Genomic DNA, 12,164 nt, shown 5'->3' with positions numbered 1-12,164 from the left:
TCTTGCCCATGAGCACAATGGGACAGGTTCCAGACAAATCAACGTATTAGATAGATAAGGAATACCCCCATGTCAGAACGTCTCCAAAATGACGTGGATCCGATCGAAACTCGCGACTGGCTACAGGCGATCGAATCGGTCATCCGTGAAGAAGGTGTTGAGCGCGCTCAGTATCTGATTGATCAGCTGCTTTCTGAAGCCCGCAAAGGCGGTGTGAAGGTTGCTTCAGGTGCAGGGGCTAGCAACTACGTAAACACGATTGCCGTCGAAGACGAACCGGAATACCCGGGCAATCTGGATCTGGAACGTCGTATCCGTTCTGCAATCCGCTGGAACGCCATCATGACCGTTCTGCGCGCCTCCAAGAAAGACCTGGAGCTGGGTGGCCACATGGCGTCCTTCCAGTCTTCTGCGACCGTTTACGAAGTGTGCTTCAACCACTTCTTCCGTGCAGCGAACGAGAAAGACGGCGGCGACCTGGTGTACTTCCAGGGCCACATCTCTCCGGGCATCTATGCACGTGCCTTCCTGGAAGGTCGTCTGACTGAAGAGCAGATGAACAACTTCCGTCAGGAAGTTCACGGTAAAGGTCTGTCTTCTTACCCGCACCCTAAACTGATGCCTGAATTCTGGCAGTTCCCGACCGTATCTATGGGCCTGGGCCCAATCGGTGCGATCTACCAGGCTAAATTCCTGAAGTATCTGGAACACCGTGGTCTGAAAGACACCTCTGAGCAGACCGTTTACGCCTTCCTGGGCGACGGCGAAATGGATGAGCCAGAATCTAAAGGTGCGATCACCATCGCTACCCGTGAGAAGCTGGACAACCTGTGCTTCATCATCAACTGTAACCTGCAGCGTCTGGATGGTCCGGTAACCGGCAACGGCAAGATCATCAACGAACTGGAAGGCATCTTCGCGGGTGCTGGCTGGAACGTGATCAAAGTTATGTGGGGCGGTCGTTGGGATGAGCTGCTGCGTAAAGACACCAGCGGTAAACTGATCCAGCTGATGAACGAAACCGTTGACGGTGACTACCAGACCTTCAAATCCAAAGACGGTGCCTACGTTCGTGAGCACTTCTTCGGCAAATACCCTGAAACCGCAGCCCTGGTTGCAGACTGGACTGATGAGCAGATCTGGGCTCTGAACCGCGGTGGTCACGATCCGAAGAAAGTCTACGCTGCACTGAAAAAAGCGCGTGAAACCAAAGGTAAAGCGACTGTAATCCTGGCCCATACCATCAAAGGTTACGGCATGGGTGATACCGCAGAAGGTAAAAACATCGCTCACCAGGTTAAGAAAATGAACATGGACGGCGTGCGTTATATCCGCGACCGTTTCAACGTTCCAGTGACCGATGAGCAGGTAGAAAACCTGTCTTACATCACCTTCCCGGAAGGGTCTGAAGAGCACAAGTACCTGCACGAACGTCGTCAGGCGCTGAAAGGCTACCTGCCAGCTCGTCAGCCAAACTTCACCGAGAAGCTGGAACTGCCAGCGCTGGAAGACTTCTCTCAGCTGCTGGAAGAGCAGAACAAAGAGATCTCTACCACTATCGCTTTCGTTCGTGCCCTGAACGTGATGCTGAAGAACAAGTCGATCAAAGATCGTCTGGTTCCAATCATCGCCGACGAAGCGCGTACTTTCGGTATGGAAGGTCTGTTCCGTCAGATCGGTATCTACAGCCCGAACGGCCAGCAGTACACCCCGCAGGACCGTGAGCAGGTTGCCTACTACAAAGAAGACGAGAAAGGTCAGATCCTGCAGGAAGGTATCAACGAGCTGGGCGCAGGCGCATCCTGGCTGGCTGCTGCGACTTCTTACAGCACCAACAACCTGCCGATGATCCCGTTCTACATTTACTACTCCATGTTCGGGTTCCAGCGTATCGGTGACCTGTGCTGGCAGGCAGGCGACCAGCAGGCTCGCGGCTTCCTGATCGGTGGTACTTCCGGTCGTACGACCCTGAACGGTGAAGGTCTGCAGCACGAAGATGGCCACAGCCACATTCAGTCTCTGACTATCCCTAACTGTATCTCTTACGACCCGTCTTACGCATACGAAGTGGCAGTCATCATGCATGACGGTCTGCAGCGCATGTACGGTGAAGCGCAAGAGAACATTTACTACTACATCACCACCCTGAACGAAAACTACCACATGCCGGCAATGCCAGCAGGTGCCGAGGAAGGTATCCGTAAAGGTATCTACAAACTCGAAACCATTGAAGGTAGCAAAGGTAAAGTTCAGCTGCTGGGCTCCGGTTCTATCCTGCGTCACGTACGTGAAGCAGCGCAGATCCTGGCGAAAGACTACGGTGTCGGTTCCGATGTGTACTCTGTGACCTCCTTCACTGAGCTGGCGCGTGATGGCCAGGATTGTGAGCGCTGGAACATGCTGCACCCAATGGAAACCCCACGCGTTCCGTACATCGCTCAGGTGATGAACGACGCGCCAGCGGTGGCGTCTACTGACTATATGAAACTGTTCGCTGAGCAGGTTCGTACTTACGTTCCAGCTGATGATTATCGCGTTCTGGGTACTGACGGCTTCGGTCGTTCTGACAGCCGCGAAAACCTGCGTCACCACTTCGAAGTTGATGCTTCTTACGTGGTTGTAGCAGCACTGGGCGAACTGGCTAAACGTGGCGAAATCGATAAGAAAGTGGTTGCAGACGCAATCACCAAATTCAACATCGATGCAGAAAAAGTTAACCCGCGTCTGGCGTAAGAGGTAAAAGAATAATGGCTATCGAAATCAATGTACCGGACATCGGGGCTGATGAAGTTGAAATCACCGAGATCCTGGTCAAAGTTGGCGACAAAGTAGAAGCTGAACAGTCGCTGATCACCGTAGAAGGCGACAAAGCCTCTATGGAAGTCCCGTCTCCTCAGGCTGGCATCGTTAAAGAGATCAAAGTCTCTGTTGGCGATAAAACCGAGACTGGCAAACTGATCATGATTTTCGATTCCGCCGACGGTGCAGCAGCTGCTGCACCTGCGCAGGAAGAGAAGAAAGCCGCTCCGGCCGCCGCTGCTCCAGCCGCTGCCGCGAGCGCGAAAGAAGTGAACGTGCCTGACATCGGCGGTGACGAAGTTGAAGTCACTGAAATCCTGGTGAAAGTGGGCGACACCGTTGCGGCCGAGCAGTCACTGATCACCGTAGAAGGCGACAAAGCCTCTATGGAAGTGCCAGCGCCGTTCGCCGGTACCGTTAAAGAGATCAAGATCAACACCGGTGACAAAGTGTCTACTGGCTCCCTGATTATGGTCTTCGAAGTGGCGGGTGCAGAAGGCGCTGCCGCGCCTGCACAGGCCGCTGCTCCGGCTCCAGCCGCAGCACCAGCCGCTGCTGGCGGCGCGAAAGACGTTAACGTACCGGACATCGGCGGTGACGAAGTTGAAGTCACCGAAGTGATGGTGAAAGTGGGCGACAAAGTTGCCGCTGAACAGTCACTGATCACCGTTGAAGGCGACAAGGCTTCTATGGAAGTCCCTGCGCCGTTCGCGGGTACGGTTAAAGAGATCAAAATCAGCACCGGCGACAAAGTGTCTACCGGCTCTCTGATCATGGTCTTCGAAGTGGAAGGCGCTGCGCCTGCCGCAGCTCCGGCTACCGCGGCTGCTCCAGCACCTGCTGCTGCGCCGGCTCAGGCTGCTAAACCAGCCGCTGCTCCTGCTGCTAAAGCAGAAAAATCTGAGTTCGCTGAAAACGACGCTTACGTCCACGCTACCCCGCTGATTCGTCGCCTGGCGCGCGAATTCGGTGTGAACCTGGCGAAAGTGAAAGGGACCGGCCGTAAGGGTCGTATCCTGCGCGAAGACGTTCAGACCTATGTGAAAGACGCGGTGAAACGCGCCGAAGCTGCACCAGCTGCAGCCGCTGGCGGCGGTATCCCGGGCATGCTGCCATGGCCGAAAGTGGACTTCAGCAAGTTCGGCGAAATCGAAGAAGTGGAGCTGGGCCGTATCCAGAAAATCTCTGGTGCGAACCTGAGCCGTAACTGGGTGATGATCCCGCACGTTACGCACTTCGATAAGACCGATATCACCGATCTGGAAGCGTTCCGTAAACAGCAGAACGCCGAAGCCGAGAAGCGCAAACTGGACGTGAAATTCACCCCAGTGGTCTTCATCATGAAAGCGGTTGCTGCGGCTCTGGAACAGATGCCACGCTTCAACAGCTCCCTGTCCGAAGACGGTCAGAAGCTGACGCTGAAGAAATACATCAACATCGGTGTTGCGGTTGATACGCCAAATGGTCTGGTTGTTCCGGTCTTCAAAGACGTGAACAAGAAGAGCATTACCGAGCTGTCCCGTGAACTGACCGTGATCTCCAAGAAAGCGCGTGATGGTAAGCTGACTGCCGGCGAAATGCAGGGCGGCTGCTTCACTATCTCCAGCATCGGCGGCCTGGGTACTACCCACTTCGCGCCGATTGTGAACGCGCCGGAAGTGGCTATCCTCGGTGTGTCCAAGTCCGCGATGGAGCCGGTGTGGAATGGCAAAGAGTTCGTACCGCGTCTGATGATGCCAATCTCTCTGTCCTTCGACCACCGCGTGATCGACGGTGCTGATGGTGCGCGTTTCATCACCATCATCAACAACATGCTGAGCGACATTCGCCGCCTGGTGATGTAATCGAAAAGCCGGCCAGTCGGCCGGCTTTTTTCTGATAATCTCATGGGGTTTGTGAGGTTATTGGCGAAAGCGACAATTCGTGAGCCGTTTGTTGTTTCAAAATTGTTAACAATTTTGTAAACTGCGGGCGGATAGAACGACCCGGTGGACGACGGGTATAAATTAAGAGGTCATGATGAGCACAGAAATCAAAACTCAGGTCGTAGTACTTGGGGCAGGCCCGGCAGGTTACTCCGCAGCATTCCGCGCCGCGGATTTAGGTCTGGAAACCGTCATCGTAGAGCGTTACAGCACCCTCGGCGGTGTTTGTCTGAACGTCGGCTGTATCCCTTCTAAAGCGCTGCTGCACGTAGCGAAAGTTATCGAAGAAGCCAAAGCGCTGGCTGAACACGGTATCGTCTTCGGCGAGCCGAAAACCGATATCGACAAAATTCGTACCTGGAAAGAGAAAGTTATCACTCAGCTGACCGGCGGTCTGGCGGGTATGGCCAAAGGCCGTAAAGTGAAAGTGGTAAACGGTCTGGGTAAATTCACCGGTGCGAACACCCTGGAAGTGGAAGGCGAAAACGGCAAAACCGTGATCAACTTCGACAACGCGATCATCGCGGCAGGCTCTCGCCCAATCGAACTGCCATTCATTCCGCATGAAGATCCACGCGTGTGGGATTCCACCGATGCGCTGGAGCTGAAAACCGTTCCTAAGCGTCTGCTGGTTATGGGCGGCGGTATCATCGGTCTGGAAATGGGTACCGTGTACCATGCGCTGGGTTCAGAGATCGACGTGGTTGAAATGTTCGACCAAGTTATCCCGGCTGCCGACAAAGACATCGTTAAGGTCTTCACCAAACGTATCAGCAAGAAATTTAACCTGATGCTGGAAACCAAAGTGACTGCCGTTGAAGCGAAAGAAGACGGTATTTACGTTTCCATGGAAGGCAAAAAAGCCCCATCCGAACCACAGCGTTACGACGCCGTGCTGGTGGCTATCGGCCGTGTGCCGAACGGTAAAAACCTCGACGCGGGCAAAGCTGGCGTGGAAGTGGACGACCGTGGCTTTATCCGCGTTGACAAGCAGCTGCGCACTAACGTGCCGCACATCTTTGCAATCGGCGATATCGTCGGCCAGCCAATGCTGGCACACAAAGGTGTTCACGAAGGTCACGTTGCCGCTGAAGTTATCGCCGGCATGAAGCACTACTTCGATCCGAAAGTCATCCCATCTATCGCGTACACCGAGCCAGAAGTGGCATGGGTGGGTCTGACCGAGAAAGAAGCGAAAGAGAAAGGCATCAGCTACGAAACCGCCACCTTCCCGTGGGCTGCTTCTGGCCGTGCTATCGCTTCCGACTGCGCAGACGGTATGACCAAACTGATCTTCGACAAAGAGACTCACCGTGTAATCGGTGGTGCGATTGTCGGTACCAACGGCGGCGAGCTGCTGGGTGAAATCGGTCTGGCTATCGAAATGGGCTGTGACGCTGAAGACATCGCGCTGACCATCCACGCTCACCCGACTCTGCACGAGTCCGTGGGCCTGGCGGCAGAAGTGTTTGAAGGTAGCATCACCGACCTGCCAAACGCGAAAGCGAAGAAGAAATAAGTTTCTTCAGATGAAAAAAGCGGCCTCAGGCCGCTTTTTTTATGCGCTGCGTTCAGGGGGCCACAGGCTGCCAGGTTTTATCAGGACTATAGGTGGTTAACGCCCGGGCTTTCTGCTCAGAATCGCTGCCGAGATCGGTCTGATACACCTTATCATCCTGATTTATCACAAAGCTCATGACGCCCGTCTGACCATAGCTGACTGGCCAGGCCACCATCGCGAAACCGTTATTATCCGGCAGGATCCGGAAGCGATAGCCGTGATAGCCGATACCCGGCTCTTTTGGGCTAAATGCTGGTCCGAGCGGACTGGGCGCTTCGCCGGGAGAGGCGGGCCAGTACAAACCGTCTTTTTTGCCCTTCGAGCTGACAATCTTCTGCGCGTATTTCTGGTTCATCGCAAAGTAGCTTTGCTGCGCATCAACATAGGCATGTAAGGCTTCAATGGCGGCAAGTTCATTACGCCCGATTTCGCGGGTCAGGATCTCTTCCGCCCCTTCTTTGATATCGAATTGCCAACCGGTGGCGGTTTTGATCACCGGGATGGGAAGCTGCCAGCTGTTATCGCCGACAACAAGATGCGCCGTATCCCCTTCGACAACGGTGTTATGACGGACTTTCCAGTCGCGCAGGAAACGATCGACGGCATCCGGATCAACGCCTTCAGGGGGCAGAAAATCGCGCCAGTTCTCTCCAAGCAGATTGCTCATCGCGCGCTCATTATGCTCACCAATGGCGTTGGCCAGCGCATCGGTCGCCTGATCGGGCGTGCTGAAAGACTGCTGCGCCATCGCCGAGGCCGAAAGCATGAACAACACCATTCCACTGAGTAGTTTACTTTTCATGTCGGTTCCCTTAGCGATGTCGAATTTCACGGCGTTCAGCGCGTCCACCAGACGCCTGACGTGGCTGCTGCTGGCGAGCCGCAAGCTGTCTGCTTTGCGCACCGCGCTGCTGCTGCGCCTGCCAGTTCGCGGAGCGGCTGTCGTTGCCGCTCAGCGCATTGGCCCTGGGCTGGCTGTTTCGCTGCTGGAGAGCGCGTTGCTGCGCCGGCTGCGAACCCCGTTTCTCTTGTCTCTGCGCGGTGGTCTGGCGATTTTCTCGCTGCTGCGTGGTGGTTCGCTTCGTCGTCTGCGGTTTGGTGTCGTAGCCACGGTAGTTATTGCGCTGCGAAATCTGCTTCAGCTGTTCACTTGAGGCCTGACGCTGCACATCTTTCGTGCCGGGACGCGCCGTTTGGGGGAAGGTTTTACCCGTGGACTTCTCCATCTGGCTCAGGGCAGCCTGACGCTGGCTGTCCCGGTTAACCGGTTTTTGCTGCGTTGAGCTTAGTCCGGTAGCCGTGCTGGTGGAGTGGAAACGGTTGTTGAGCTGGTTAGTCGGATAAGGCACGCCTTCACGATAGGCTGGGTTATGCTGCCAGGTACGGTTGGCGTCCGTCAGACGCTGCCCGCTGATTTTATTGAAGTTCTCAACGTTGATATTGATGTTGTTATCACCGTTGCGGTTATAGCCGCCGTGATTATCCCAGTCGTCATGGTGATGATCCCAGTCATCGTCATCATCCCAGTCGATGTTGCTGAAGATGGCATAGGTTGTGGCGACGCCCAGGCTGAAGCCTAAGCCGTTGACGAAGCTGTTGCCAAACTGCTCCCCGGGTGTAGGCGGGAGATAGGTAGGTGGATAGGCGGTGTTTGGCCAGGTCCCGTAAACCGTATTGGGGTTATAGGTGGGGACGTAAACAACCTGCGGATCGGCAGATTCAATTTTGATTACCGTTGGGGCCGGCGCGGGCGTTGCTGCTGTGGTTGTCGTTGTCTCGGTGGTGCTGGTTTTCGCTGGTGCCGGTTTTGTCACGGTGGTGACCGTCTGCTGAGGCGTGGATTGTAAAGCGCCGGTCTTCTGTGCCAGCGCGCGCAGGCGTTGAACGGAATCCATTACGTCCTTCGGCTGCGCGAGAAACGCATCGCCCAGATTTTGTACCCACGGCGGGTTTTCACCCATCAGGGACATGAGCTGAGGAAACGCGACCAGCGATTTTACGCTGGGATCCCAGGGCTGGCTGGCAACGGCCTGAATCGCGGCGTCCCCTTCCATTTTAGGGTTGTCTTTTGACCACTGCGCCGCCTGGATCACGTTGGCCGGGTAAGTCGAGGCCATCAGGATTTGCGACAGCAGGGCATCCGGGTAGAGCGCGATGGGGGCAACCCACTGATCGATTTGCGCGGCAGTATAGGTTGGTGCGGCGACAGGGGCGGGCGTTGGTGCTACCGGTACCGCCGGTGCCGCTGGTTGTTGTGCGACGGGGGCCGGCGCAACGGGTTCCGTTGCACGACTTTTGACAAACATGACGCCTGAGGCGGCAAGCAGCCCGGCACTGCACAGAAGGACGAGCAGATGTGGCTTAAAGGGCAACTTCATAAAATGACTCCAACGAGACAAGCGCTGTGCCGTGAGGCGTTACGGTTGGCGTGAGTATTATTCACCCGTCTTTTACTGTTTTGACTTTTATTGGGAAGCGTCCGGTACGTCCGGATAAAGATTGTGAGTATTTATTACACAATTATATGCGATGCGGGAAAAACCGAAGGGAATTCAGAAGGCCGCTCTTACGAGCGGCCAGCAGCTAGTTGCCGAGGTTGACGACAAACAGCACCGTGATGTCGGATATGTTCCAGCCACCGTGCAGCGCGGTTAGCAGTAAACCGGTCACAACGATCAGCGCAGTGATTCGCATCTCCATTGCGTGCGTTCCTGTACAGGCTACGCGGGTTCATTCTTCACCGGGAAAGGCAGAACCAGGCAAGTTGGGATTGCCGCGTAGGTTACGGAACTGCTCCCGGGCCCGGTGACTGGTTGCTACACCAGCGAAGCAGGCCGAGAGGAAGAGTAATCGACTCAGTAGTCATTCTGAAGGCGAAAAATGAAGTGAAACGAATTTTCATTCGAAACAGGAAGGCGCTACGCAAAATTGACATAATGGCTTGCAAGCCAGCGGGGCGTGATGCAAAATTCATTGCGTTGGGGTTGCCGCAAATCTGCCAACACGGTGTGCTACCATCGCAAGGCAACAAATAAACCGCTATCAGGCGGTTTTTTTGTACCCAAAATTCGTCTTGTCTCCCCGCTACACCATGCTTAACGATTCAGCAAATTTTTTAATGTTGCTTTTTTGTAAACGGATTAACACTGTGCAGAAATCCTGCTATGCTGCCCGACGCGGTATCGGGCATTTACCCTACAAACTGCTGTCTCACAGGAGCGTGAAGAGAACGCCCGCCGCATATGACAATGAGAGCGAGGAGAACCGTCGTGCTAGAAGAATACCGTAAGCACGTAGCAGAACGTGCCGCCGAGGGAATTGTACCCAAACCTTTAGATGCAACCCAAATGGCCGCGCTCGTCGAGCTGCTGAAGAACCCGCCTAAGGGCGAAGAAGAATTCCTGTTAGATCTGCTGATCAACCGCGTACCGCCTGGCGTAGATGAAGCTGCCTACGTAAAAGCCGGATTCCTTGCTGCTATCGCCAAAGGCGAAGCCACCTCCCCACTGGTTACTCCTGAAAAAGCCATTGAACTGCTCGGCACCATGCAGGGTGGTTACAACATTCATCCGCTGATTGACGCGCTGGATAACGACAAGCTGGCGCCGATTGCCGCTAAAGCGCTCTCTTCCACGCTGCTGATGTTCGATAACTTCTACGATGTAGAAGAAAAAGCCAAAGCAGGCAACGTCTATGCGAAGCAGGTGATGCAGTCCTGGGCGGATGCCGAATGGTTCCTGAACCGTCCTGCGCTGGCTGAAAAAATCACCGTTACCGTCTTCAAAGTGACCGGTGAAACCAACACCGATGACCTCTCTCCGGCACCGGACGCGTGGTCTCGCCCGGATATCCCTCTGCACGCCCTGGCGATGCTGAAAAACGCCCGTGAAGGCATTGAGCCGGATCAGCCTGGCAGCGTTGGCCCGATCAAACAGATCGAAGCCCTGCAGAAAAAAGGGTTCCCGCTGGCCTACGTGGGTGACGTTGTAGGTACCGGTTCTTCCCGTAAGTCCGCCACCAACTCCGTGCTGTGGTTCATGGGTGACGACATCCCTCATGTGCCAAACAAACGCGGCGGCGGCCTGTGCCTTGGCGGCAAAATTGCACCGATCTTCTTCAACACCATGGAAGATGCGGGCGCCCTGCCGATCGAAGTGGACGTCTCCAACCTGAACATGGGCGACGTGATTGACGTTTACCCGTACAAAGGTGAAGTGCGTAACCACGAAACTAACGAGCTGTTGGCGAGCTTTGAGCTGAAAACCGACGTGCTGATCGACGAAGTGCGTGCCGGTGGCCGTATTCCGCTGATCATCGGCCGTGGCCTGACCACCAAAGCGCGTGAAGCGCTGGGTCTGCCGCACAGTGATGTATTCCGTCACGCGAAAGACGTGGTGGAAAGCAATCGCGGTTACTCTCTGGCGCAGAAAATGGTCGGTCGCGCCTGCGGCGTCGCCGGTGTTCGTCCTGGCGCATACTGCGAGCCGAAGATGACCTCCGTAGGCTCTCAGGACACCACTGGCCCAATGACCCGTGACGAACTGAAAGACCTGGCGTGCCTGGGCTTCTCTTCCGATCTGGTGATGCAGTCCTTCTGCCACACTGCGGCGTATCCGAAGCCGGTTGACGTAACCACGCACCACACGCTGCCAGACTTCATCATGAACCGCGGCGGTGTTTCCCTGCGTCCGGGCGACGGCGTAATTCACTCCTGGCTGAACCGCATGCTGCTGCCGGATACCGTGGGTACCGGCGGTGACTCCCATACCCGTTTCCCAATCGGTATCTCTTTCCCGGCGGGCTCCGGTCTGGTGGCGTTTGCTGCGGCGACGGGCGTGATGCCGCTGGATATGCCGGAATCGGTGCTGGTGCGCTTCAAAGGTAAAATGCAGCCGGGTATCACCCTGCGCGACCTGGTTCACGCGATCCCGCTGTATGCGATTAAACAGGGTCTGCTGACCGTTGAGAAGAAAGGGAAGAAAAACATCTTCTCTGGCCGTATCCTGGAAATCGAAGGTCTGCCGGATCTGAAGGTTGAGCAGGCGTTCGAGCTGACCGATGCCTCCGCTGAGCGTTCAGCTGCGGGCTGTACCATCAAGCTGAACAAAGAGCCGATTATTGAGTATCTGAACTCTAACATCGTGCTGCTGAAGTGGATGATCGCAGAAGGCTACGGCGACCGTCGTACGCTGGAGCGTCGTATCCAGGGCATGGAGAAATGGCTGGCCGATCCGCAGCTGCTGGAAGCTGATGCTGACGCAGAGTACGCGGCGGTGATCGACATCGATCTGGCGGATATCAAAGAACCAATCCTGTGTGCACCGAACGATCCGGACGACGCGCGTCCGCTGTCCGAAGTTCAGGGCGAGAAGATCGACGAAGTGTTCATCGGATCCTGCATGACCAACATCGGTCACTTCCGTGCGGCCGGTAAGCTTCTGGATACCCACAAAGGCCAGCTGCCAACCCGTCTGTGGGTGGCGCCGCCAACCCGTATGGATGCGGCTCAGCTGACCGAAGAGGGCTACTACAGCGTGTTTGGTAAGAGCGGTGCGCGTATCGAAATTCCTGGCTGTTCCCTGTGTATGGGCAACCAGGCGCGCGTCGCCGACGGCGCGACGGTGGTTTCCACCTCGACCCGTAACTTCCCGAACCGTTTAGGTACCGGTGCGAACGTCTTCCTGGCCTCTGCGGAGCTGGCAGCGGTTGCGGCGCTGATTGGCAAACTGCCAACGCCGGAAGAGTACCAGACCTTTGTGGCTCAGGTGGATAAGACCGCGGTGGATACCTATCGCTACCTGAACTTCGACCAGCTCTCTCAGTACACCGAGAAGGCTGACGGGGTTATCTTCCAGACGGCAGTATAAGCAGCAAAACCG

6 protein-coding genes are annotated in these 12,164 nt (G+C 55.6%); 4 read left to right on the top strand and 2 right to left on the bottom strand.

What is annotated here, in order from left to right; translation table 11 throughout:
- Nucleotides 1-69: 69 nt before the first annotated feature.
- The 3 genes from aceE (at nucleotide 70) to lpdA (ending at nucleotide 6,243) form a co-directional block, all read left to right on the top strand.
- A complete protein-coding gene (gene aceE / locus BM007_RS12590; RefSeq protein ID WP_048989635.1) occupies nucleotides 70-2,733 on the top strand; it encodes a pyruvate dehydrogenase (acetyl-transferring), homodimeric type in 2,664 nt (887 codons plus the stop codon).
- Nucleotides 2,734-2,747: 14 nt separating this feature from the next.
- The gene (gene aceF, locus BM007_RS12585) at nucleotides 2,748-4,643 is read left to right on the top strand and encodes a pyruvate dehydrogenase complex dihydrolipoyllysine-residue acetyltransferase (protein WP_090419042.1); all 1,896 of its coding nucleotides are present in this window, start codon (nucleotides 2,748-2,750) and stop codon (nucleotides 4,641-4,643) included.
- 175 nt (nucleotides 4,644-4,818) lie between these two features.
- Nucleotides 4,819-6,243 (top strand): dihydrolipoyl dehydrogenase, encoded by a 1,425-nt coding sequence (lpdA, locus tag BM007_RS12580; protein WP_003856313.1) that lies wholly within the window; start codon nucleotides 4,819-4,821, stop codon nucleotides 6,241-6,243.
- Between the two features lie 52 nt (nucleotides 6,244-6,295).
- Here lpdA and BM007_RS12575 read toward each other — a convergent pair whose 3' ends face one another.
- A complete protein-coding gene (locus tag BM007_RS12575; RefSeq protein WP_090419421.1) occupies nucleotides 6,296-7,087 on the bottom strand; it encodes a DUF2950 family protein in 792 nt (263 codons plus the stop codon).
- Nucleotides 7,088-7,097: 10 nt separating this feature from the next.
- Complete coding sequence (locus BM007_RS12570; RefSeq protein ID WP_090419039.1) at nucleotides 7,098-8,663, bottom strand: DUF3300 domain-containing protein; 1,566 nt, start codon at nucleotides 8,661-8,663, stop codon at nucleotides 7,098-7,100.
- An 891-nt stretch (nucleotides 8,664-9,554) separates the two neighbouring features.
- Between BM007_RS12570 and acnB the strand changes: the two genes are divergently transcribed.
- Nucleotides 9,555-12,152 carry a bifunctional aconitate hydratase 2/2-methylisocitrate dehydratase gene (acnB, locus tag BM007_RS12565; protein ID WP_090419034.1) on the top strand — a complete coding sequence of 866 codons (2,598 nt, stop codon included), beginning with the start codon at nucleotides 9,555-9,557 and terminating at the stop codon, nucleotides 12,150-12,152.
- Nucleotides 12,153-12,164: the final 12 nt, after the last annotated feature.

The sequence above is a fragment of the Enterobacter sp. NFIX59 genome, assembly GCF_900113755.1.
Taxonomy (GTDB): domain Bacteria; phylum Pseudomonadota; class Gammaproteobacteria; order Enterobacterales; family Enterobacteriaceae; genus Enterobacter; species Enterobacter pseudoroggenkampii.
This window is presented reverse-complemented; position numbering and strand designations above follow the sequence as displayed.